Annotated in this window: 35 protein-coding genes; all 35 read right to left on the bottom strand. The window is 42.4% G+C overall.

Going from position 1 to position 23,409, the window contains the following annotated elements:
- Nucleotides 1–223: 223 nt before the first annotated feature.
- A complete protein-coding gene (gene rplQ, locus E5355_RS10085; protein ID WP_136010253.1) occupies nt 224–727 on the bottom strand; it encodes a 50S ribosomal protein L17 in 504 nt (167 codons plus the stop codon).
- A 3-nt stretch (nt 728–730) separates the two neighbouring features.
- Nucleotides 731–1,723: a DNA-directed RNA polymerase subunit alpha gene (locus E5355_RS10080; RefSeq protein WP_005825683.1), complete on the bottom strand. Its 993-nt coding sequence runs from the start codon at nt 1,721–1,723 to the stop codon at nt 731–733.
- Nucleotides 1,724–1,734: 11 nt separating this feature from the next.
- A complete protein-coding gene (gene rpsD, locus E5355_RS10075) occupies nt 1,735–2,340 on the bottom strand; it encodes a 30S ribosomal protein S4 (RefSeq protein ID WP_136010252.1) in 606 nt (201 codons plus the stop codon).
- Nucleotides 2,341–2,456: 116 nt separating this feature from the next.
- Entirely contained in the window at nt 2,457–2,846 is a 390-nt protein-coding gene (rpsK, locus tag E5355_RS10070) for a 30S ribosomal protein S11 (RefSeq protein ID WP_002558049.1), read from the bottom strand.
- 11 nt (nt 2,847–2,857) lie between these two features.
- Complete coding sequence (gene rpsM / locus E5355_RS10065) at nt 2,858–3,238, bottom strand: 30S ribosomal protein S13 (RefSeq protein WP_004291218.1); 381 nt, start codon at nt 3,236–3,238, stop codon at nt 2,858–2,860.
- Between the two features lie 34 nt (nt 3,239–3,272).
- Nucleotides 3,273–3,389 carry a type B 50S ribosomal protein L36 gene (gene ykgO / locus E5355_RS10060; protein ID WP_002558051.1) on the bottom strand — a complete coding sequence of 39 codons (117 nt, stop codon included), beginning with the start codon at nt 3,387–3,389 and terminating at the stop codon, nt 3,273–3,275.
- 9 nt (nt 3,390–3,398) lie between these two features.
- A complete protein-coding gene (infA, locus tag E5355_RS10055) occupies nt 3,399–3,617 on the bottom strand; it encodes a translation initiation factor IF-1 (RefSeq protein ID WP_002558052.1) in 219 nt (72 codons plus the stop codon).
- Nucleotides 3,618–3,626: 9 nt separating this feature from the next.
- Nucleotides 3,627–4,427: a type I methionyl aminopeptidase gene (gene map / locus E5355_RS10050; protein ID WP_136010251.1), complete on the bottom strand. Its 801-nt coding sequence runs from the start codon at nt 4,425–4,427 to the stop codon at nt 3,627–3,629.
- A 13-nt stretch (nt 4,428–4,440) separates the two neighbouring features.
- Nucleotides 4,441–5,784 carry a preprotein translocase subunit SecY gene (secY, locus tag E5355_RS10045; RefSeq protein ID WP_136010250.1) on the bottom strand — a complete coding sequence of 448 codons (1,344 nt, stop codon included), beginning with the start codon at nt 5,782–5,784 and terminating at the stop codon, nt 4,441–4,443.
- Between the two features lie 4 nt (nt 5,785–5,788).
- A complete protein-coding gene (gene rplO / locus E5355_RS10040; protein ID WP_136010249.1) occupies nt 5,789–6,235 on the bottom strand; it encodes a 50S ribosomal protein L15 in 447 nt (148 codons plus the stop codon).
- A gap of 30 nt (nt 6,236–6,265) precedes the next feature.
- Nucleotides 6,266–6,442, bottom strand: coding sequence for a 50S ribosomal protein L30 (gene rpmD / locus E5355_RS10035; protein ID WP_004291222.1), 177 nt, complete (start codon nt 6,440–6,442; stop codon nt 6,266–6,268).
- An 11-nt stretch (nt 6,443–6,453) separates the two neighbouring features.
- Nucleotides 6,454–6,972: a 30S ribosomal protein S5 gene (gene rpsE / locus E5355_RS10030; protein WP_005825693.1), complete on the bottom strand. Its 519-nt coding sequence runs from the start codon at nt 6,970–6,972 to the stop codon at nt 6,454–6,456.
- A gap of 5 nt (nt 6,973–6,977) precedes the next feature.
- On the bottom strand, nt 6,978–7,322 hold the full coding sequence (gene rplR / locus E5355_RS10025) for a 50S ribosomal protein L18 (RefSeq protein ID WP_005656518.1): 345 nt from the start codon (nt 7,320–7,322) through the stop codon (nt 6,978–6,980).
- 20 nt (nt 7,323–7,342) lie between these two features.
- Complete coding sequence (gene rplF / locus E5355_RS10020; protein ID WP_005825696.1) at nt 7,343–7,912, bottom strand: 50S ribosomal protein L6; 570 nt, start codon at nt 7,910–7,912, stop codon at nt 7,343–7,345.
- Between the two features lie 15 nt (nt 7,913–7,927).
- Nucleotides 7,928–8,323, bottom strand: a complete 396-nt coding sequence (gene rpsH / locus E5355_RS10015) for a 30S ribosomal protein S8 (protein WP_004291226.1) — start codon at nt 8,321–8,323, stop codon at nt 7,928–7,930.
- 55 nt (nt 8,324–8,378) lie between these two features.
- The gene (gene rpsN, locus E5355_RS10010; RefSeq protein WP_005825697.1) at nt 8,379–8,678 is read right to left on the bottom strand and encodes a 30S ribosomal protein S14; all 300 of its coding nucleotides are present in this window, start codon (nt 8,676–8,678) and stop codon (nt 8,379–8,381) included.
- Nucleotides 8,679–8,682: 4 nt separating this feature from the next.
- Entirely contained in the window at nt 8,683–9,240 is a 558-nt protein-coding gene (gene rplE, locus E5355_RS10005; protein ID WP_013546680.1) for a 50S ribosomal protein L5, read from the bottom strand.
- Entirely contained in the window at nt 9,240–9,560 is a 321-nt protein-coding gene (gene rplX / locus E5355_RS10000) for a 50S ribosomal protein L24 (protein ID WP_136010248.1), read from the bottom strand. The genes rplE and rplX overlap by 1 nt, the downstream gene beginning before the upstream one ends.
- Nucleotides 9,561–9,580: 20 nt before the next feature.
- Nucleotides 9,581–9,946, bottom strand: a complete 366-nt coding sequence (gene rplN, locus E5355_RS09995; RefSeq protein ID WP_005825700.1) for a 50S ribosomal protein L14 — start codon at nt 9,944–9,946, stop codon at nt 9,581–9,583.
- A gap of 2 nt (nt 9,947–9,948) precedes the next feature.
- Entirely contained in the window at nt 9,949–10,218 is a 270-nt protein-coding gene (gene rpsQ / locus E5355_RS09990; RefSeq protein WP_005825701.1) for a 30S ribosomal protein S17, read from the bottom strand.
- Entirely contained in the window at nt 10,215–10,412 is a 198-nt protein-coding gene (rpmC, locus tag E5355_RS09985) for a 50S ribosomal protein L29 (RefSeq protein WP_025835822.1), read from the bottom strand. The genes rpsQ and rpmC overlap by 4 nt, the downstream gene beginning before the upstream one ends.
- 5 nt (nt 10,413–10,417) lie before the next feature.
- A complete protein-coding gene (rplP, locus tag E5355_RS09980; protein WP_004291234.1) occupies nt 10,418–10,852 on the bottom strand; it encodes a 50S ribosomal protein L16 in 435 nt (144 codons plus the stop codon).
- 21 nt (nt 10,853–10,873) lie between these two features.
- The gene (gene rpsC / locus E5355_RS09975; protein WP_136010247.1) at nt 10,874–11,605 is read right to left on the bottom strand and encodes a 30S ribosomal protein S3; all 732 of its coding nucleotides are present in this window, start codon (nt 11,603–11,605) and stop codon (nt 10,874–10,876) included.
- Between the two features lie 5 nt (nt 11,606–11,610).
- Complete coding sequence (gene rplV, locus E5355_RS09970) at nt 11,611–12,021, bottom strand: 50S ribosomal protein L22 (RefSeq protein WP_004291236.1); 411 nt, start codon at nt 12,019–12,021, stop codon at nt 11,611–11,613.
- Between the two features lie 36 nt (nt 12,022–12,057).
- A complete protein-coding gene (gene rpsS / locus E5355_RS09965) occupies nt 12,058–12,327 on the bottom strand; it encodes a 30S ribosomal protein S19 (RefSeq protein ID WP_002558070.1) in 270 nt (89 codons plus the stop codon).
- 20 nt (nt 12,328–12,347) lie between these two features.
- The gene (rplB, locus tag E5355_RS09960; RefSeq protein WP_136010246.1) at nt 12,348–13,172 is read right to left on the bottom strand and encodes a 50S ribosomal protein L2; all 825 of its coding nucleotides are present in this window, start codon (nt 13,170–13,172) and stop codon (nt 12,348–12,350) included.
- A 5-nt stretch (nt 13,173–13,177) separates the two neighbouring features.
- Nucleotides 13,178–13,471 carry a 50S ribosomal protein L23 gene (gene rplW / locus E5355_RS09955; protein WP_005825706.1) on the bottom strand — a complete coding sequence of 98 codons (294 nt, stop codon included), beginning with the start codon at nt 13,469–13,471 and terminating at the stop codon, nt 13,178–13,180.
- 16 nt (nt 13,472–13,487) lie between these two features.
- Nucleotides 13,488–14,114: a 50S ribosomal protein L4 gene (gene rplD / locus E5355_RS09950; RefSeq protein WP_136010245.1), complete on the bottom strand. Its 627-nt coding sequence runs from the start codon at nt 14,112–14,114 to the stop codon at nt 13,488–13,490.
- On the bottom strand, nt 14,114–14,731 hold the full coding sequence (rplC, locus tag E5355_RS09945) for a 50S ribosomal protein L3 (RefSeq protein WP_136010244.1): 618 nt from the start codon (nt 14,729–14,731) through the stop codon (nt 14,114–14,116). The genes rplD and rplC overlap by 1 nt, the downstream gene beginning before the upstream one ends.
- Nucleotides 14,732–14,751: 20 nt before the next feature.
- The gene (rpsJ, locus tag E5355_RS09940) at nt 14,752–15,057 is read right to left on the bottom strand and encodes a 30S ribosomal protein S10 (RefSeq protein WP_004291244.1); all 306 of its coding nucleotides are present in this window, start codon (nt 15,055–15,057) and stop codon (nt 14,752–14,754) included.
- A gap of 88 nt (nt 15,058–15,145) precedes the next feature.
- The gene (gene fusA, locus E5355_RS09935; RefSeq protein ID WP_136010243.1) at nt 15,146–17,263 is read right to left on the bottom strand and encodes an elongation factor G; all 2,118 of its coding nucleotides are present in this window, start codon (nt 17,261–17,263) and stop codon (nt 15,146–15,148) included.
- A gap of 51 nt (nt 17,264–17,314) precedes the next feature.
- Nucleotides 17,315–17,791 (bottom strand): 30S ribosomal protein S7, encoded by a 477-nt coding sequence (gene rpsG, locus E5355_RS09930; protein WP_005825710.1) that lies wholly within the window; start codon nt 17,789–17,791, stop codon nt 17,315–17,317.
- 155 nt (nt 17,792–17,946) lie between these two features.
- Nucleotides 17,947–18,345 (bottom strand): 30S ribosomal protein S12, encoded by a 399-nt coding sequence (gene rpsL, locus E5355_RS09925; protein WP_136010242.1) that lies wholly within the window; start codon nt 18,343–18,345, stop codon nt 17,947–17,949.
- A 115-nt stretch (nt 18,346–18,460) separates the two neighbouring features.
- Complete coding sequence (locus tag E5355_RS09920; protein WP_136010241.1) at nt 18,461–18,772, bottom strand: DUF3467 domain-containing protein; 312 nt, start codon at nt 18,770–18,772, stop codon at nt 18,461–18,463.
- A 340-nt stretch (nt 18,773–19,112) separates the two neighbouring features.
- The gene (rpoC, locus tag E5355_RS09915; RefSeq protein ID WP_136010240.1) at nt 19,113–23,408 is read right to left on the bottom strand and encodes a DNA-directed RNA polymerase subunit beta'; all 4,296 of its coding nucleotides are present in this window, start codon (nt 23,406–23,408) and stop codon (nt 19,113–19,115) included.
- Nucleotide 23,409 lies beyond the last annotated feature (1 nt).

The raw sequence follows: 23,409 nt of genomic DNA, 5'->3' as shown, positions 1-23,409 counted from the left end.
ACCACTACTATTTTGTCATAAATAAAAAGGTTATAGTTGTTGCAATATTAGGCTGCAAAATTGCATCACACCTATAACCTTCAAAATATGTACTTCGGTTGATGCGTACGTTGATGCTTACCAAAATGCGTTATGCCCCCGGAAAACAACTTCTGACTATCACTAAAAAAAGCCGCCCCAAACAAATTGGGACGGCTTCCATATATTAAAAAGAATAGTTGAATTATTCAGCTTTAGCTTCCTCAGTAGCAGGAGCCTCGGCAACCGGTGCAGCAGTTTCGGCAGCAGGAGCAGCTTCAGCAGCGGCAGACTTCTTTGAACGGCGAGTACGGGTAGCTTTCTTGGCAACCTTTTCCTTAGCCATGTTTTCGTTATAGTCAACGAGTTCAATGAAGCACATTTCAGCATTGTCACCCAAACGGTTACCAGTCTTGATAATACGAGTGTAACCACCCGGACGATCAGCAATCTTCACAGAGATTTCTTTAAACAGTTCAGTTACAGCATACTTGTCTTGCAAATTGCTAAATACAACACGACGAGAATTAGTCGTATCATCTTTAGCCTTTGTAATCAAAGGCTCAACAAACTTCTTCAAAGCCTTAGCCTTTGCAACGGTCGTAGTGATTCTTTTGTGCTTAATCAAAGAACACGCCATATTAGCCAACATAGCGTTTCTATGAGAGGCAGTACGACCCAAATGGTTGAATTTCTTATTATGTCTCATCTTTTATTCTTTATCTAATTTATATTTAGAAATATCAGTTCCAAACGACAGATTCAGACTTTCCAGCAAATCATCAAGCTCGGTAAGCGATTTCTTTCCGAAGTTTCTGAACTTCAGCAAATCCGTCTTGTTGAATTGCACCAAGTCACCGAGAGTCTCTACATCCGCAGCCTTCAAACAGTTGAGGGCACGTACAGAGAGATCCATATCAACAAGCTTGGTCTTCAGCAACTGACGCATGTGCAATACTTCTTCATCAAATTCTTCGTTACCGTCAACATCATTTGTTTCCAGCGTAATCTTCTCATCAGAGAAGAGCATGAAGTGATAAATCAGAATTTTCGCAGCTTCTTTCAGAGCTTCCTTCGGATGGATGGAACCGTCGGTAGTAATTTCAAGTACCAGTTTCTCGTAGTCGGTCTTCTGCTCTACACGGAAGTTCTCTACCTGATACTTCACATTACGTATCGGAGTATAAATAGAATCGATAGGAATTACGTTCACATCAGTGCAATATTCGCGGTTTTCATCAGCAGGAACATAACCACGACCTTTGTTAATCGTAATATCTATCTGCATAGTCGACTTTGAATCTAAATGACAAATAACTAATTCAGGATTTAACACTTCAAATCCAGTCAAATACTTACCTATGTCACCTGCTTTAAATTCACTTGAATTCTCGACTGTAATACTTACTTTCTCACTCTCGAATTCTTCAACTACTTGCTTGAATCTCACCTGTTTCAGATTCAAGATAATGTTAGTAACATCCTCTTTTGCTCCCGGAACACTGGAAAATTCATGCTCAACACCGTCTATCTTGATAGTAGTGATAGCAAAACCTTCCAATGAAGAAAGCAGGATGCGGCGCAGTGCATTACCCACGGTAATACCGAAACCGGGTTCCAACGGACGAAATTCGAATTTTCCGAATCTAGAGTCCGCTTCCAACATTAATACTTTATCAGGTTTTTGAAATGCTAATATCGCCATGAAATTAATTATTATTTAGAATACAATTCTACGATCAAATGCTCTTTAATGTTTTCAGGAATGTCTGCTCTCTCAGGTACATGCAGCAATTTGCCAACCTTAGAGTTATCATCCCATTCCAACCAAGGATATTTGCTATGGTTAAAGCCAGCCAATGAGTTAGCGATAACTTCCAATGATTTGGATCTTTCACGAACACCAATCACCTGACCCGGTTTTACTGCATAAGAAGGAATATTCACAACTTCACCATCTACAGTAATGTGCTTGTGGCTCACCAACTGACGAGCAGCTGCACGAGTAGGAGCAATACCCAAACGGAAAACAATGTTGTCCAAACGGCCCTCTAACAATTGAAGAAGCACCTCACCGGTAATACCTTTAGCAGTAGCTGCTTTTTCGAACAAATTGCGGAATTGTTTTTCCAAAACGCCATAAGTATATTTGGCTTTCTGTTTCTCACGAAGTTGAACACCGTATTCAGAAGTCTTTCTCTTTCTGGAATTACCGTGCTGTCCGGGAGGATAGTTCTTCTTTGACAATACTTTATCTGCTCCAAAGATACCTTCACCGAATTTACGGGCTATTCTTGATTTTGGTCCAGTATATCTAGCCATTTCTTTTAAATATTTAATTGTTTATTCATGAACTCAATTTGTTGCAGCCGCGATTGCAGAGAGAAAGTTTACAATCCAATAACAAAATCAAGTCTCACTTCTATTAAAGGTAAATTTTAAACTCTACGTCTTTTCGGAGGACGACAACCGTTATGCGGAAGCGGAGTCACATCAATGATTTCAGTAACTTCAATACCTGCACCATGGATAGTTCTGATAGCAGACTCACGTCCGTTACCCGGACCCTTCACATATGCTTTTACCTTTCTCAAGCCAAGATCGTATGCTATCTTAGCACAATCTTGAGCAGCCATCTGTGCTGCGTAGGGAGTGTTCTTCTTTGAACCTCTAAAACCCATCTTTCCGGCAGAAGACCAAGAAATAATCTGACCTTCGCTATTTGCCAGAGAAACAATAATGTTGTTAAAAGATGAATGAACATGCAACTGTCCATTAGCATCAACCTTCACATTTCTCTTTTTTGCTGCAACTGTTTTTTTTGCCATATCAACAATTATTATTTAGTAGCTTTTTTCTTATTAGCAACGGTTTTCTTTCTACCCTTGCGAGTACGGGCATTGTTCTTCGTGCTCTGACCTCTTACAGGAAGACCAATACGATGACGAACGCCACGATAACAACCGATATCCATTAAACGCTTAATGTTCAATTGAACTTCAGAACGAAGATCACCTTCAACCTTATACTCTGCACCAATGATCTCACGAATCTTGGCAGCCTGATCATCCGTCCAGTCTTTTACTTTCAGGTCTCTGTCAACACCTGCTTTATCCAAAATTTTTGCTGAACTACTACGACCTATACCATATACATAGGTCAACGCAACTTCACCTCTCTTGTTTTGAGGCAAATCGACACCAACTATTCTTATAGCCATATACTAAATTATTTTTTTTGCAAAAATAATAATATTATCCTTGACGTTGTTTATACTTAGGATTTTTCTTGTTAATAACATACAAACGGCCATTACGTCTAACAATCTTACACTCTGGCGTACGTTTCTTTAAGGATGCTCTTACTTTCATATCTTAATTTTATTTATATCTAAATACAATTCTTCCTTTCGATAAATCGTAAGGAGACATTTCGACTCTAACCTTATCCCCTGGCAGAATTTTGATGTAATGCATCCGCATCTTACCGGAAATATGTGCAGTAATCTCATGTCCGTTTTCTAATTCAACACGAAACATTGCATTAGACAATGCTTCAACTATAACTCCATCTTGTTCTATTGCAGATTGCTTTGCCATATTAATTTTTTAAATTGCTTTATCTCCTAATACTTCTTCAATGAACTCGAATGACGACAATATATCAGCTTCACCAGCTCCGACTGCTATCGTATGTTCAAAATGAGCAGCACATTTGCGATCTTTTGTCCTCACCGTCCAGCCGTCACGCTCCATTACTATTTGTCGGCTACCCAAAGTTATCATCGGCTCAATAGCAATGCACAAACCTTTCTTCAACATTGTTCCATAACCACGTTTTCCGTAATTAGGGACTTGTGGGTCTTCATGCATCTCCTTACCTATCCCATGACCGACAAACTCACGCACTACACCATAAGAATTAGACTCACAGTGCTGTTGTATCGCATATCCGATATCGCCCAACCGCTTGCCTTGAACGGCATTCTGTATTCCTATGTACAATGCCTCTTTAGTAACCTTCAGCAATTTGCGAATCTCATCATCAACTTCACCCACACAAAACGTATAGGCCGAATCACCGCAAAAGCCATTCATGTAAGTACCACAATCAACAGATACAACATCCCCTTCTTTCAGTACCACATCGTCTCCCGGAATTCCATGCACCACCTGATCATTTACAGATGTACAAATAGAAGCTGGAAAAGAATCGCCATATTGATTCGGAAAACCTTTAAAGGTTGGAACCGCACCATTGTCTCTGATGAACTCTTCTGCCACCCTATCCAGCTCTTTTGTTGTCACTCCGGGCTTTATAACCTTAGCTATCTCAGCCAGCGTCTTTCCAACAAGCAAATTACTCTTGCGGAGCAACTCTATTTCATCTTCTGTTTTAAGAAATATCATTCTTCAAAAAAGATTAATATGCAGCTACATTACCACTGCGGCCTTTAATACGTCCGGATTTCAGCAAACCGTCATAATGTCTCATCAACAAATGACTTTCTACTTGCTGGAGAGTATCAAGAACCACACCCACAAGGATTAACAAAGATGTACCGCCAAAGAATTGAGCAAACTCAGCTTTCACACCAAATATACCGGCAAACGCAGGCATAATGGCAACCAAGGCCAAGAAGAAAGAACCAGGCAGAGTAATGCGTGACATAATCACGTCAATATACTCGGCAGTTTGCTTTCCTGGCTTGATACCCGGAATAAAACCATTGTTTCTCTTCATATCTTCAGCCATCTGAGTCGGGTTAATAGTAATTGCAGTGTAGAAATACGTAAACAATATAATCAACACTGCAAAAATCAAATTATACCAAAAGCTTGTATGATCAGTCAATGCACGTACGAAACCGCTTGCATCATTTACATTCGAGAACCCAACAAGAGTGATAGGAATAAACATGATAGCCTGAGCAAAAATGATAGGCATCACGTTAGCAGCATTCACCTTCAAAGGAATATACTGTCTAGCACCGCCATATTGCTTGTTACCCACGATCTTCTTCGCATATTGAACAGGAATCTTTCTAGTTCCCTGCACTAAAAGAATAGCGAATGCAATGACAACCAGCAGAACAACAAGCTCAATCAGGAACATTACCAAACCACCAGTCTTGTCCGTCATACGGGAAATCAATTCCTGGAATAAAGACTGCGGCAGACGGGCGATGATACCAATCATGATAATCAGCGAAATACCATTACCGATACCCTTATCCGTAATTCTCTCACCAAGCCACAAAATAAACATACTTCCAGCCGCTAAAATAATGGTAGAAGTAAACATAAACAGAGTCCAATCTAATGAAGCATTTAAAGAAGGACCAGCCTGCATCTTAAGATTGAGCAAATAAGAAGGAGCCTGAACCAAAAGAATAAGAATCGTCAGATAACGAGTATATTGATTCATCTTTCTTCTACCGCTCTCACCTTCGCGCTGCAATTTCTGGAAATACGGAACCGCAATACCCAGCAACTGAATCACAATGGAGGCAGAGATGTACGGCATGATACCCAATGCAAAAATAGAGGCATTGGAAAATGCTCCTCCGGAAAACATGTTTAACAAGGCTAAAAGACCTTCGCTTGTCTGTTGATGCAATTGTGCCAGCATTGACGGATTGATACCCGGCAAAACGACATACGAACCGAAACGGTAAATTGCCACAAACAATATGGTAATGAGGATCCGTTGTCTCAGATCCTCAATTTTCCATATATTCTTTAATGTTTCAATAGCTTTTCTCATCGAATTAGAGTTTTACTACTTGTCCACCAGCAGCTTCGATGGCAGCAACAGCAGTTTTAGAAAACGCATGTGCTTGTACATCCAACTTAGCAGTCAAAGTTCCGTTACCTAATACTTTTACCAACTGGCTTGCAGAAATGAAACCAGCGGCAATGAAGTCACTGATACCTACAGTCTGCAAGTTCTTTGCTTCAGCCAATTTCTGAACTGTATCCAAGTTGATAGCCTTATACTCTACACGATTGATGTTTTTAAAGCCAAACTTAGGAAGACGACGTTGAAGAGGCATCTGACCACCTTCAAAACCGATTTTCTTAGAGTATCCAGATCTTGATTTAGCTCCTTTATGACCTCTAGTAGAAGTACCTCCCAAGCCAGAACCCGGACCACGTCCAATTCTCTTTCTTGTTTTAGTAGATCCCTCTGCAGGTTTTAAATTACTTAAGTTCATATTGTAATTCGTTTTATATTCAACAAATAATTACTTAACAATGGTAACCAAGTGTTTAACCTTATCCACCATTCCAAGAATTGAAGGAGTGCATTCGTGTTCAACCACACGATTCAACTTATGAAGTCCCAGTGCATCGAGAGTTCTCTTCTGATCAGCAGGAGCACCAATTCTACTTTTAACTTGTTTAATCTTTATAGTCGACATATTCTTCCTCCTTATCCTCTAAATACTTTTTCCATACTAACTCCTCTGTTCTGGGCAACCATACGGGCATCACGCATTTCGCTCAATGCCAAGATAGTAGCCTTTACCAAGTTGTGCGGGTTGGAAGAACCTTTTGACTTAGCCAAAACGTCTGTCACACCGACACTTTCCAATACAGCGCGCATTGCACCACCGGCAACGACACCGGTACCATGAGAAGCCGGTTTAATAAATACCTCAGCACCACCAAATTTAGCGGACTGTTCGTGAGGAACTGTACCCTTCAGTACAGGCACTCTTGTCAGGTTCTTCTTTGCTGATTCAACACCTTTGGCAATAGCAGCAGTTACTTCACCAGCTTTACCAAGGCCCCATCCGATGATACCTTCTTCGTTTCCTACTACCACAATAGCAGAGAAACTAAAAGTTCTACCACCTTTGGTTACTTTGGTTACACGATTAATAGCAACCAATCTGTCTTTCAGCTCTATATCGTTTGTAATCTTAACTCTATTATTAAGTCCTGCCATAATGATTAAAATTTAAGTCCACCGTTACGGGCAGCATCAGCCACCTCTTTTACTCTCCCATGATACAAGTAACCATTACGGTCGAAAACAACAGTAGTAATACCTGCTTCTTGAGCTTTTTTCGCAATCAGTTCACCCACTTTAGCAGCTTGTTCCTTCTTAGGCATTTTTTCAGTCATACCCAAAGAAGAAGCGGCAGCCAGCGTCTTACCGGACAAATCGTCGATAATCTGAACATAGATTTGCTTATTACTTCTAAATACACTCATACGCGGGCATTCAGTAGTACCTGAAATTTTGTTGCGTACTCTATATTTGATCTTTATACGTCTTTCTATTTTTGTTGTCATAATAATATCAATTTAAATGATTATTTAGCACCGGCTGATTTACCAGACTTTCTACGAATTTCTTCGCCAACAAACTTAATACCCTTACCCTTATACGGTTCAGGCTTACGGAAAGAACGTATTTTAGAGCAAACTTGACCAAGTAACTGCTTGTCGCAAGATTCCAATATAATCAAAGGATTCTTGTTTCTTTCAGACTTAGTCTCAACTTTAACTTCAGGAGGCAACTGTATAAAGATACTGTGAGTATAGCCTAAAGCCAGTTCAATGATATTTCCCTGGTTAGAGGCACGGTAACCTACACCGACAAGTTCCAATTCTTTCTTATATCCTTCTGATACACCAACAACCATATTGTGTACCAATGAACGGTATAATCCATGGAATGCATGCTTTTGCTTGGGATTATCCAGCATTGCATTTTCATTCTCAGCCAAAACAACATGACCGTCTTCGATGGTAACATTGATAGCAGGATTTACATATTGGCTCATTTCGCCTTTGGGTCCCTTAACGGTAACCACGTCATCTTTCAGAGTAACTGTTACTCCAGCGGGAATACTAATGGGTAATTTTCCTATTCTTGACATTGCTAATTCCTCCTATTAATATACATAACACAAAACTTCACCACCAATTTTCAGTTCAGCGGCTTCTTTGTTGGTCATTACACCCTTGGAAGTAGATATTATAGCAATACCCAAACCATTAATAACACGCGGCATGTCTTTATAACCGGTATATTGACGCAAACCCGGAGAAGAGATTCTCTCCAGCTTCTTGATAGCGTTAACCTTGTTTACCGGATCATACTTCAAGGCAACCTTGATTGTACCTTGAGGACCATCTTCTACAAACTTATAATTAAGAATGTAGCCCTTTTCAAAAAGAATCTTAGTGATTTCTTTTTTCAAATTTGAAGCCGGAACTTCCACAACTCTGTGCTTCGCTTGAATAGCGTTCCGCAACCTCGTCAAATAATCTGCTATTGGATCAGTCATATAAAAAATAAATTAAATTAATCAGGCCTACCCTGACAATATTTAAAAAAACAAATTACCAGCTTGCTTTCTTTACACCGGGAATAAGACCGTTGGAAGCCATCTCACGGAATTGGATTCTTGAGATACCAAACTGACGGATATATCCTTTAGGACGACCAGTCAGCTTGCAACGGTTGTGCATACGAATCGGATTAGAATTCTTAGGCAAGTCCTGCAATTTCTGTGCAGCTTCAAAAGCTTCAGCAGGATCACCAGTTCTAACGATTTGCTTCAACGCAGCTCTTTTCTCGGCATATCTGGCTACTAATTTAGCACGCTTTACTTCACGTGCCTTCATTGATTCCTTTGCCATATTATCAATCTTTTTTAGCGTTTTTAAACGGTAAACCGAATTCTTTCAACAAGGCATACCCTTCTTCATCTGTTTGCGCAGAGGTTACAAAGGTAATATTCATTCCGAGAATTCTGGTAATACTATCAATATTAATTTCAGGGAAAATGATTTGTTCCTGAATACCAAGGGTATAATTACCTTTACCATCAAACTTACTTTCAATACCCTTGAAGTCGCGAATACGAGGCAGAGCTACACGAACCAGCTTTTCAAGGAATTCGTACATTCTCTCACGACGCAGAGTTACCATAACACCAATCGGCATTTTCTTACGTAACTTAAAGTTCGCAATATCCTTACGAGAAATGGTTGCCACGGCTTTCTGACCAGTAATAGCAGTCATTTCATTAATTGCCACTTCAATAATCTTCTTGTCGGCAACAGCCATACCCAGACCTTGATTGATAACAATCTTCTTAAGTACGGGTATCTGCATTGAAGAAGAATACTGGAACTGTGATTTCAATGCAGGCGCAATACGCTCTGCATATTCTTTCTTAAGGCTAGCAGTATTACTCATTACTTAATCTCCTCTCCTGATTTTTTAGAATAACGCACTAAAGTGCCATCAGCACTTACTTTTCTTCCAACACGCGTTGCTTTGCCAGTCTTTGGATCAACGGGGTTCAAGTTTGACAAGTGGACAGAAGCCTCCTGCTTCACGATGCCACCTTGCGGATTTTTAGCATTCGGTTTTGTACTCTTAGACACCATGTTGATACCTTCAACAATTGCACGGTTTTTATCAACAAGAACCTTCAATACACGACCAGTCTTACCCTTGTCTTCACCGGAGTTTACATAAACTGTATCGCCTTTTTTAATATGTAATTTACTCATTACTCAAATCTTTTACAATATTAAAGTACTTCAGGAGCGAGTGACACAACTTTCATGTTAGTAGCACGAAGTTCACGAGCTACCGGACCGAAAATACGACTACCTCTAATTTCACCTGCATTGTTCAACAACACGCAAGCATTATCATCAAAACGTATGTAAGAGCCATCAGCACGACGGATTTCTTTCTTAGTACGTACAATCAAAGCTTTAGACACTGCACCTTTTTTAATATCACTTGAAGGGATAACGCTCTTTACAGAAACGACAATCACGTCCCCTACTGAAGCATAGCGGCGACCTGTACCACCCAAAACGCGGATACAGAGAGCCTCTTTTGCCCCACTATTATCACATACTGTAAGTCTGGATTCTACTTGTATCATAATTACTTAGCTCTTTCAATTATTTCTACCAATCTCCATCTCTTAGTCTTGCTCAAAGGACGAGTTTCCATGATGTGTACAGTATCGCCGATATTGCACTCATTCTTTTCATCATGAGCATGGTACTTCTTCGTCTTGCTAACGAACTTACCATATATGGGGTGTTTCTCCTTAAACTTAGCTGCTACCGTAATGGTCTTATCCATCTTGTTGCTCAGCACAACCCCAGTTCTTTCTTTTCTTAAATTTCTTGCTTCCATCAAGCTCATCATTTATTGTTAAGTTCTCTTTGGCGTAATTCTGTTTTCATACGCGCAATAGTCCTGCGTAATTGTTTGATTTGAGCAGGATTATCCAAAGGAGAAATAGAATGATTTAAAACCATTTGGTTGTAATTAGCTACTTCTGCTTCTACTCTTTCTACCAAGTCGTTGGTAGGCATCTCTTTAATTTCTGCTATTTTCATACTCCTTACGCATTTTGATTTTGAATATCATAATCACGTCTAACCACAAACTTGGTTGTGATAGGAAGCTTCTGTGCAGCCAAGCGCAAAGCCTCTTTAGCGATTTCATAAGATACTCCTTCGGCTTCGATAATAATTCTACCCGGTGTAACAGGGGCTACGAATCCCTCCGGTGCACCCTTACCTTTACCCATACGTACATCAGCAGGCTTTCTGGTAATAGGTTTATCGGGGAAAATACGAATCCAAATCTGTCCTTGACGTTGCATATATCTTGTCACTGCAATACGCGCAGCTTCAATCTGACGGCCTGTAATCCATTTCGTTTCCAAGGCCTTAATACCAAAAGATCCGAAAGCCAACTGGTTTCCTCTTTGGGCATTACCCTTTTGACGGCCTTTTTGTTGTCTTCTGAATTTTGTTTTTTTCGGTTGTAACATAATTCCTAAAAATCAAATTCGTTAGCGATTATTTTTCTTTCTTTTGAAGTTCTTTCCGCCATTGTTTCCGCTATTGCTTCCACGACCACTTTCCTTGCTTTGCGTAAAGTTCGGAGCCAACTCCCTCTTACCATAAACTTCACCTCTACAAATCCAAACTTTAATACCGAGAAGACCAACCTTTGTCAATGCTTCTGCATGACAGTAGTCAATATCTGCTCTGAAAGTGTGCAACGGAGTTCTTCCTTCCTTATACATTTCAGAACGGGCCATTTCTGCACCATTCAAACGTCCTGAAATCTGAATCTTGATACCTTCCGCACCCATACGCATGGTATTGGCAATGGCCATCTTGATGGCACGACGGTAGGCAATTTTACCTTCAACCTGACGGGCGATGTTGTTAGCCACGATAACAGCGTCCAACTCAGGTCTTTTAACTTCGAAGATATTAATCTGCACATCCTTATCCGTAACCTTCTTCAACTCCTCCTTCAACTTGTCAACTTCTTGGCCACCTTTGCCGATAATGATACCCGGACGTGCAGTACAAACGGTAATAGTCACGAGTTTCAGTGTACGTTCAATTACAATTCTTGACACACTAGCCTTTGCCAGACGAGCGTTCAAATATTTACGAATCTTGCTATCTTCCAGCAGAGAGTCGCCGTAATTCTTTCCACCATACCAATTGGAATCCCATCCTCTGATAATTCCTAAACGGTTGCTTATTGGATTAACTTTTTGTCCCATTTACCTTAATTTTGATCTTCGTTATTACTTTTAGAACCAACGAACAACGTTACGTGGTTTGAACGTTTACGAATTCTGTAACCTCTACCCTGCGGAGCCGGTCTCATTCTTTTGAGCGTAGCACCACCATCAACAAAAATCTTGGTTACGAACAGCTCGCCACTTTCAGCTTTACGTTCGTTTTTCTGCTCCCAGTTAGCAATTGCAGAGCGCAGCAACTTTTCCACTCTTGCGGCAGCCTCTTTTGAAGAGAACTTCAGGACGCCGAGTGCTCTGTTCACCTCCATCCCGCGAATCATGTCAGCCACGAGACGCATTTTACGGGGGGAAGTAGGAACATTTTGCAATTTCGCAAAATACATGGTCTTAAGGGCTTCTTTTCTTTTTTCAGCCGATATTTTTTTTCTTGCTCCCATTATATTATTACTTTATTATTTCAGATAAATCCTGTTTTATTTTTTCTTGTTACCAGCGTGTCCTCTGAAAGTACGAGTTGGAGCAAATTCGCCCAACTTGTGTCCTACCATATTTTCGGTAACATAAACAGGAATAAATTTATTTCCGTTGTGAACTGCAACAGTATGGCCTACGAAATCAGGCGAAATCATTGAAGCTCTGGCCCAGGTCTTAACTACCACTTTCTTGCCCGATTCATTCATGGCAAGCACTTTCTTCTCAAGCTTAACGTTAATATACGGACCTTTTTTTAATGAACGACTCATAATTTACTCAATTAATCAGATTACTTCTTTCTTCTCTCAATAATATACTTAGACGATTGTTTCTTCGGAGCTCTTGTCTTAAGACCCTTAGCGTACAATCCCTTACGAGATCTCGGGTGTCCTCCTGAAGCACGTCCTTCACCACCACCCATCGGGTGATCAACCGGGTTCATAACAACACCACGGTTACGCGGACGACGTCCTAACCAACGAGAACGTCCAGCTTTACCTGAACTTTCCAATCCATGATCTGAGTTACCTACACTACCGATAGTAGCCTTACATGTGCTGAGAATCTGACGAACCTCACCTGAAGGCAACTTGATAACGCAGTATTTACCTTCTCTAGAAGTCAACTGAGCGAAGTTACCAGCCGAGCGAACCAAGGCAGCGCCTTGTCCCGGACGTAATTCGATATTATGAATTACAGTACCGACCGGAATATTCTGAAGCGGAAGTGCGTTTCCGATTTCCGGAGTAGCAGTTTCACCTGACATCAAAGTTGTACCAACTTGCAATCCATTGGGAGCAATAATATATCTTTTTTCTCCATCTGCATAAAACAACAGAGCGATACGAGCCGAACGGTTCGGATCGTATTCAATTGTTTTAACCACTGCAGGCACACCGTCTTTATTTCTCTTGAAATCTACGATACGAATAATCTTCTTACTACCGCCACCAATGTAACGCATGGTCATCTTACCTTCGTTATTACGACCACCTGAAGATTTCTTACCAAATACAAGAGACTTTTCTGGTACCCGTGCAGTAATCTCTTCGTAAGTACCAATAATTTTATGTCTTTGCCCCGGTGTTGTGGGCTTAAATTTACGTACTGCCATTTTTATTAAATATTGCTATAAAAATCAATAGTATCTCCTTCTTTCAACGTAACGATAGCCTTCTTGAACGCATTCGTACGTCCGTTGATGATACCGGCACGAGTATAGCGGCTCTTGTTCTTGCCAGCATACTTCATTGTATTCACATCAACCACTGTAACGTTGTAAAGGGCTTCAACTTCCTTCTTAATTTCCAGTTTATTAGCTTCAGGACGCACGATAAAGCCGAAACGATTGTTCGTCTTATCAGTAATTGCAGTCATCTTCTCTGTCACTAACGGTTTAATAATAATTCCCATTATTTAAGCCTCCTTTTTACATTAAGATATTGTCGATAGCAGAAAGTGCACTTTCAGCAAACACAACAACCCCAGCGTCCAATACTCTGTAAGTATTTAACCCTGAGACAGTCTGCACATTAGCGCCCTTCACATTACGAGCCGACAAATATACGTTTTTATTTGCTTCTGGTAAAATCATAAGCAGCTTTTTGTCAGATACTTTAAGATTTTTTGTCATTGCAACGAAATCTTTAGTCTTCGGAGCTTCAAAAGAGAAGTCTTCTACTACTACAACCGCGTTGTTCTGAGCCTTGTATGACAAAGCCGACTTACGAGCCAGAGCCTTTACTTTTTTATTTAATTTGAAGTAGTAATCTCTCGGTTTCGGACCGAATACGCGTCCACCACCAACCAGTACCGGTGAATTCATGTCACCACGACGTGCACCACCACCACCTTTCTGGCGACCAATCTTACGAGTAGAACCACTGATTTCGCTTCTTTCCTTTGATTTGTGTGTACCCTGACGCTGGTTAGCCATAAACTGTTTAACATCCAAGTAGATAGCATGGTCGTTGGGCTCAATTCCGAAGATAGACTCGTTTAACGTAATCTTTCTCCCAGTGTCTTCACCTTTAATGTTATATACGTTAACTTCCATTATTTCTCAATTATTACGATTGAACCTTTGCAACCAGGAACAGAACCCTTAATCAAAAGAAGATTATGCTCCGCGATTACCTTTAATACCTGCAGGTTTTGAACAGTCACTCTGTCGCCACCAAGCTGTCCACCCATGCGCATTCCCTTGAATACCTTTGCGGGATAAGAACAAGCACCGATAGAACCCGGCTTGCGAGCACGGTTATGCTGACCGTGAGTAGTCTGACCTACACCACCGAAACCATGACGTTTTACTACACCTTGGAAACCTTTACCCTTAGAAGTACCTACAACATCAACAAAAGTTGCGCCATTGAACAATTCTACGGTAACAGTGTCACCCAGATTCAATTCTGTTTCAAATTCTTTGAACTCAGCCAAGTGTTTCTTGGGAGTTACTCCAGCTTTTTTAAAGTGCCCCATCAAAGGCTTTGTAGTGTGCTTCTCCTTCTTATCTTGGAAGCCCAACTGAACAGCTTCATAACCGTCCTTTTCTACAGTTTTCACTTGAGTAACAACACAAGGACCTGCTTCGATAACAGTGCATGGTACATTCTTACCCTCGGCACTGAAAACGGATGTCATTCCGATTTTTTTTCCTAATAATCCTGGCATTTCACTTATTTTTTTAATACTTACACTTTGATTTCTACTTCCACACCACTCGGCAACTCCAACTTCATCAGAGCATCTACTGTCTTAGCTGTTGAACTATAGATGTCAATCAGTCTCTTGTAAGAAGAGAGTTCGAATTGTTCACGCGACTTCTTGTTAACGAAAGTCGAACGATTCACGGTAAAGATACGCTTGTGCGTAGGGAGAGGAATCGGACCGCTAACGATGGCGCCCGTTGTCTTTACCGTTCTTACAATCTTCTCAGCTGACTTGTCAACCAAGTTGTGGTCGTAAGATTTCAGTTTGATTCTAATTTTTTGACTCATTACTGTCTTTAGTTATTAAATAGTTATATATAAGATGAAGTTCCGCAGGCTAAGAGTCATTCGCTAACCTACGGGACTTCAAGTTTTTTTAGATTAAGTCAGCACGACCTTTCACTTCCTCCAATACAGCCTTGGCAATAGAGTTGGAAACTTGGGCATGGTGAGAGTATACCATTGAAGAGGTTGCACGGCCAGAACTAATGGTACGCAAAGCTGTTACGTAACCGAACATTTCTGACAACGGAACCATTGCCTTTACAATACGTGCACCAGAACGGCTGGATTCCATACCTTCTACCTGACCACGACGCTTGTTCAAGTCACCGATAACGTCACCCATGTTTTCTTCCGGAGTAACAACTTCCAGCTTCATAATAGGCTCCATCAATACCGGACCTGCCTTAGCACAAGCATTCTTGTATGCTTGGATAGCACAGATTTCGAAAGACAACTGATCAGAGTCAACCGGGTGGAAAGAACCATCAATCAAAGTTACCTTCAGTGAATCTAACGGATAACCTGCCAACACACCATTCTTCATGGCAGTAGTGAAGCCCTTCTGTACAGACGGGATAAATTCCTTAGGAATGTTACCACCCTTCACTTCGTCAACGAATTGCAATCCACCTTCCTTGAAGTCTTCATCAACCGGACCGATGTTCACGATAATATCTGCGAACTTACCACGACCACCAGACTGCTTCTTGTAAACTTCACGCAAGTTAACTGTCTTAGTAATGGCTTCCTTGTAGTTAACCTGAGGCTTACCTTGGTTACATTCAACCTTGAACTCACGCTTAAGACGATCGATAATAATATCCAAGTGAAGTTCACCCATACCAGAGATAACTGTCTGCCCAGTCTGTTCGTCAGTCTTAACTGTGAACGTCGGGTCTTCTTCAGCCAGCTTAGCCAGACCATTTGACAGTTTATCCATATCCTTCTGGGTCTTAGGCTCAACTGCGATACCAATTACCGGTTCCGGGAAGTCCATAGACTCCAATACAATCGGTGCAGTTTCGTCACACAATGTATCACCAGTATGTATATCCTTGAAACCTACGCCAGCACCAATATCACCAGCACTAATAACTTCTACCGGGTTCTGCTTGTTTGAGTGCATCTGGAACAAACGAGATACACGCTCTTTCTTACCAGAACGAGAGTTATAGATATAAGAACCAGCCTCAATCTTACCGGAATAAACGCGGAAGAAAGTCAAACGGCCCACATACGGGTCAGTTGCGATTTTAAATGCCAAAGCAGAAGTCTTTTCATCTTCGCTCGGTTTACGATCTTCTTCAGCGCCAGTTTCAGGATTTGAACCCACAACGTTTTCTGTATCCAACGGAGAAGGCAAGAATGCACAAACGTAGTCGAGCAACGTCTGTACACCTTTATTCTTGAATGAAGAACCGCAAAGCATCGGGACTACAGCCATTTGCACTGTTGCGTTACGGAGAGCTCTCAAAACCTCTTCTTCCGTAATGGTAGAAGGATCATCGAAATATTTCTCCATCAAAGCATCGTCAAACTCAGCCACTTTTTCGAGCATCTTATCTCTCCATTCGTTAGCTTCGTCTGCCAAGTTTGCAGGGATTTCCTCTACAGTATAATCAGCACCCATTGTTTCATCATGCCAATAGATAGCTTTCATTTTGATAAGGTCCACCAGACCTTTGAAAGACTCCTCAGCACCGATAGGAATAACGATAGGACACGGATTAGCACCCAAAACGTCCTTCATTTGGCGAACTACTTCAAAGAAGTCAGCACCCGAACGGTCCATTTTATTAACGTAAGCAATACGCGGTACGTTATATTTGTCAGCCTGACGCCAAACTGTTTCAGATTGCGGTTCAACGCCACCGACTGCACAATAAGCAGCAACGGCACCATCAAGAATACGCAAAGAACGTTCTACCTCAGCGGTAAAGTCAACGTGTCCCGGAGTGTCAATCAAGTTAATTTTATAAGTATCACCTGCATATTTCCAACGAGTAGTGGTAGCCGCAGAAGTGATAGTAATACCACGTTCCTGCTCTTGTTCCATCCAGTCCATTGTAGCGGCACCGTCATGCACCTCACCGATTTTGTGGGTCAAACCCGTGTAAAACAAAATACGTTCAGAGGTTGTTGTCTTTCCGGCATCAATGTGAGCCATGATACCGATATTGCGTGTCAAATGTAAATCTTGCTTTGCCATTTCTTATTCTTTACTTTAAGTTAAAACATCAATCAGTTATTTCTTGCAGTATCAGAATCTGAAATGAGCGAATGCGCGGTTGGCTTCAGCCATTCTGTGCATATCTTCTTTACGTTTGTAAGCACCGCCCTGTTCATTGAAAGCATCCATGATTTCGGCAGCCAGTTTATCAGCCATTGATTTACCACCACGCTTACGTGCAAAGATTATCAAGTTCTTCATGGAAATTGATTCCTTACGATCAGCACGAATTTCTGTAGGAACCTGGAAAGTAGCACCACCCACACGGCGAGACTTAACTTCCACTTGAGGAGTCACATTATCCAGAGCTTTTTTCCAGATTTCAAGAGCGGACTTCTCTTCATTCTGCATTTTATTCTTCACTGTTTCCAAAGCAGCATAGAAGATTTCATAAGAAGTATTCTTCTTTCCATCATACATCAGATGATTCACAAACTTGGAAACTTTTACATCATTGAACACGGGATCCGGCAGGATAACGCGTTTTTTGGGTTTTGCTTTTCTCATTTTCTGAAAGAATAATGTTTTTCGTTCTTGGTTGTTTACTTCTGTCTTCTTCAACTCTCCCTCCGGAGGATTTACTCAACCGCCAGCATTTCCAACAAACTAAAACGTAAGTTATTACTTTTAATTTTTCTGTTTTAGGACATCAGGCTACCTGATTATTTCTTCTTAGCAGGAGCTTGACCCGGCTTCGGACGTTTTGCGCCATATTTGGAACGTCTTTGCGTACGTCCTGCAACACCTGCAGTATCCAAAGTACCACGTACGATGTGATAACGCACACCCGGAAGGTCTTTCACACGACCACCACGTACCAGCACAATAGAGTGTTCCTGCAAGTTGTGACCTTCTCCCGGAATATAAGAGTTCACCTCTTTACCATTGGTCAAACGCACACGAGCTACTTTACGCATAGCTGAATTCGGTTTCTTCGGAGTGGTTGTATACACTCTCACGCAAACGCCACGTCTTTGAGGACAAGAATCCAATGCGGGAGACTTTGATTTCTCCACCAGCACTTCGCGTCCTTTTCTTACTAATTGCTGAATTGTAGGCATTTTAATTGTTTTTAGTTATATATTATTGTTTATATTAATTCAAAACTATACACTTTTGGGCTGCAAAGATACTAATAAGTTTTGAATAATCAATGCACTACAAGTTTTTTTTATTCTACGCTTCACCCTTGATGTTGGGAAGTGGCGGGAATGTTTGTTCGTCCGGCATGCGAATCAATCCGAATGAGCGTTCATATTTTCCGATATTTTCTTCGAGTGCACGCAACAACCGCTTGGCATGTTCGGGTGCCAAAACAATGCGCGATTGTACGCCAGCCTTTGGCATACCCGGCATCACGCGGATAAAGTCGAGAATAAATTCCGAACTGGAATGGGTTATAATAGCTAGATTGGCATACGTACCTTGCGCCACTTCTTCTTTCAATTCTATCTGAAGCTGTCCATTATTATTTTCTTGAGTCTCCATATTGCACAATTGTTTTAAAAATGTTCTTAAAAGATAGACCAAAAATACTCTTTTTTTTTGAATGATATACATTTAAATAGAAAAAGTACATAATAAGCCGTCCTCAAAAAGAAGACACAAGTAAATAAGCACATCTATAAAAGACATTACCAGCCATTTTACAACGATAGCAATAAAGGTTTAGAGAAGTACCGCACCATGTTTGCAGCATCATATACTCTGCTCATAAAAAGTATACATCAAGACAAAAAGGGAAGAAACCTAGAAAAACAGAGAGGGAATATTCTTCTTACAGAATATTCCCTCTCTCTATTCAAGAATTCTATTGACGTTGTATCGGCTATCCCTCTACTTTCTCGTCTACAGCATAATCAAGTACCGTCTTCTTGTTGGCAAGCATACGGTCGTATTCTTCCTTGGAGCCAACAATAATCTTCTCAAACTCGCGTTGTCCGGTACCGGCAGGAATCAAGTGACCGCAAATTACGTTCTCCTTCATACCTTCCAGACGGTCTACCTTTCCGTTGATAGCAGCCTCGTTCAGCACCTTCGTCGTTTCCTGGAAGGAAGCAGCCGACATGAAACTCGAAGTCTGCAATGCAGCACGGGTGATACCTTGAAGAATCTGTGTAGAAGTCGCAGGCACAGCATCACGCACTTCCACGGGTTTCAAGTCGCGACGTTTCAACATGGAGTTCTCGTCCCGCAGTTTGCGGGCTGTTACAATCTGACCGGCCTGCAGGCTCTGGGAATCTCCGGCATCCACTACCACCTTCTTTCCCCAGATACGGTCGTTCTCTTCCATGAATTCCATCTTGTCAACAACCTGCTGTTCCAGGAAACGGGTATCGCCCGGCTCGTCGATTTCCACCTTACGCATCATCTGACGAACGATGATTTCAAAGTGCTTGTCATTAATCTTCACACCCTGCAGACGATAAACGTCCTGAACCTCGTTCACGATATATTCCTGCACGGCCGTAGGACCTTTGATAGCCAGAATGTCCGCAGGCGTAATGGCACCGTCAGACAAGGGAGTACCGGCACGTACATAGTCGTTTTCCTGAACCAGAATCTGCTTAGACAGCGGGACGAGGTACTTCTTCACTTCACCGGTTTTGGAAGTAACGATAATTTCACGATTACCGCGTTTTACCTTACCCATAGTAACCTCACCGTCAATTTCTGAAACCACGGCAGGATTAGACGGGTTGCGTGCCTCGAACAGCTCAGTGACACGGGGAAGACCACCCGTGATATCACCCGCCTTACCTACGGCACGCGGAATCTTCACGATAACTTCACCGGCCTTCACCTTCTGTCCGTCCTCAACCACCACATGGCCACCAACCGGGAGGTTGTATGTACGAATCAGTTCACCGTCTTCGGTCATGATATGTGCAGTAGGCACCTTCGTCTTGTCCTTAGACTCAATGATAATGATTTCACGCAAACCGGTAGATTCATCAGACTCTACCTTATAAGTCACGTTTTCAATAACGCCTTCAAATTCAATCTTACCGGTAGCTTCGGTAATGATAACCGCGTTGAACGGGTCCCAACGGGCAATCATCTTTCCTTTCTCTACCATTTCGCCATCAGCTGCATAGAGCGTAGAGCCGTAGGGCACGTTGTGAGTGGAGAGTACGATACCCGTATTGACATCCACGAAACGTACTTCGGCCAGACGTCCTACCACAACCTTTGCCGGTTCGCCTGCTTCATCGATAACGTCTACCGTACGGAGTTCTTCGAATTCCAGACGAGCAGGGTTCTTGGCCACAATACTTGCGTTGGCAGCAATATTGGCTGCCGTACCACCAGCATGGAATGTACGCAGTGTCAACTGTGTACCCGGCTCACCGATAGACTGTGCAGCGATTACACCGACTGCCTCACCCTTCTGAACCATACGACTGGAAGCCAGATTACGTCCGTAGCACTTAGCACAAACCCCCTTCTTGGATTCGCAAGTCAATACTGAACGGATTTCAACACTCTCGATTGGAGAATCTTCAATACGCTGTGCAATGTCCTCGGTAATTTCCTCACCGCCGGCCACAATCAATTCACCGGTTGTAGGATGAACAATATCATGTACGGACACACGCCCCAAGATACGTTCGTACAGAGTAGCAATGATTTCATCATTGTTCTTCAATGCCGTACAAACCAATCCGCGGAGTGTGCCGCAGTCTTCTTCATTAATAATCACATCATGCGATACATCAACCAGACGACGAGTCAAGTATCCGGCGTCGGCCGTCTTCAAAGCAGTATCGGCAAGACCCTTACGAGCACCGTGAGTAGAAATAAAGTACTCCAACACCGACAAACCCTCCTTAAAGTTAGAAAGAATCGGGTTTTCGATAATCTGACCACCTTCGGCACCTGCTTTCTGAGGCTTTGCCATCAAACCACGCATACCGGAGAGCTGACGAATCTGTTCCTTAGAACCACGGGCACCGGAATCCAACATCATGTATACGGAGTTGAAGCCCTGGTCGTCGCTTGAAATGGTTTTCATCAGGATGTTTGACAATTCTGAGTTCACGTGTGTCCAGATATCGATTACCTGATTGTAACGCTCGTTGTTGGTGATGAAACCCATGTTATAGTTATTGATTACCTGCTCTACTTCATCGTAACCCTTCTGTACCAATGCTTCCTTTTCTTCCGGGATGATGATATCGCCCAAGTTGAACGACAGACCACCCTTGAAGGCCATATAGTAACCGAGGTTCTTGATTCCGTCAAGGAAGTCGGCTGCCTTGGCAACACCACACACCTTAATTACGTGACTGATGATGTCGCGGAGTGACTTCTTGGAGATAATCGTATTGATGTATCCTGCTTCTGCCGGAACAATTTCGTTAACAATGACACGACCTACAGAAGTATCGTGCATCATCTTGTCCACAATGTTGCCATTTCCGTCAACGTCTTTCACTACGACGCTTACCGGAGCGTGGATGTCACACTTGCCTTCATTGTAGGCAATCAGCGCTTCCTCGGGACCGTAGAATGTCAGCCCCTCACCCTTGGCACCTTTGCGCAACTTAGTAATGTAGTACAAACCGAGTACCATATCCTGGGCAGGCACAGTGATAGGAGCACCGTTGGCAGGGTTCAATATATTGTGCGACTGTAGCATCAGCATCTGTGCTTCCAGAATCGCTTCATTGCTCAGTGGCAAGTGCACAGCCATCTGGTCACCGTCGAAGTCGGCATTGAACGCCGTACATGCCAACGGATGCAGCTGGATTGCCTTACCTTCAATCATCTTGGGCTGGAATGCCTGGATACCGAGACGGTGAAGTGTCGGGGCACGATTCAACAACACCGGATGACCCTTCATCACGTGTTCCAGAATATCCCAGATAACAGGTTCCTTGCGGTCTACAATCTTCTTGGCGCTCTTTACAGTCTTCACTATACCGCGCTCAATAAGCTTACGGATAATGAACGGTTTGTAAAGCTCGGCTGCCATCAGTTTCGGGATACCACATTCGCCCATCTTCAACTCCGGACCTACAACGATTACAGAACGTGCGGAATAGTCGACACGCTTACCCAACAAATTCTGACGGAAACGTCCCTGCTTACCCTTCAAACTATCGGAAAGAGACTTCAACGGACGGTTAGCATCGGTCTTCACTGCGCTCGATTTACGGGAGTTGTCGAACAGAGAGTCTACAGCTTCCTGCAACATACGCTTTTCATTACGCAAAATCACCTCAGGAGCTTTGATTTCAATCAATCTCTTTAGACGGTTGTTGCGGATAATGACACGACGATAAAGGTCATTCAAGTCGGAAGTTGCGAAACGGCCACCATCCAACGGAACCAACGGACGAAGTTCGGGTGGAATAACCGGTACAATGCGTACAATCATCCACTCGGGCTTGTTACGTCCACGTGATGCACGGAACGACTCAACGACCTGAAGACGCTTTAAGGCTTCGGTCTTGCGTTGCTGTGATGCATCGCTTCCGGCACGGTTACGCAGTTCGTAAGACAAAGAGTCGAGATTAAGGCGTGACAGCAAATCGTAGATAGCTTCCGCACCCATCTTGGCAATAAACTTATTGGGGTCTGAATCTTCGAGGAACTGGTTGTCTTTCGGCAGTTTTTCCAGCAAGTCCAGATATTCTCCTTCTTCAAGCAAGTCGTACTGTGCCACTTCATCAGACAGTACACCCGGTTGAATGACAACATAACGCTCGTAATAGATAATGGCATCCAGCTTCTTGGTAGGCAGCCCCAACAAGTAGCCGATTTTGTTGGGAAGTGAACGGAAGTACCAGATGTGAGCCACGGGTACAACGAGCTGAATGTGCCCCATACGCTCACGGCGCACTTTCTTTTCAGTCACTTCCACACCGCAACGGTCGCAGACGATACCTTTGTAACGGATACGCTTGTACTTACCGCAATGGCACTCGTAATCCTTGATAGGACCAAAGATGCGCTCGCAGAATAATCCGTCACGTTCAGGCTTATACGTACGATAGTTGATGGTTTCAGGCTTTAAAACTTCACCACTCGAATTCTCTAGGATTTCCTCAGGAGAAGCCAAACCGATAGAGATTTTCGAGAAATTACTCTTTATCTTGTTATCTTTTCTAAAAGCCATA

This window comes from Bacteroides muris (ex Afrizal et al. 2022), from assembly GCF_004793475.1.
In the GTDB taxonomy this organism is placed as follows: Bacteria; Bacteroidota; Bacteroidia; order Bacteroidales; family Bacteroidaceae; genus Bacteroides; species Bacteroides muris.
This window is presented reverse-complemented; position numbering and strand designations above follow the sequence as displayed.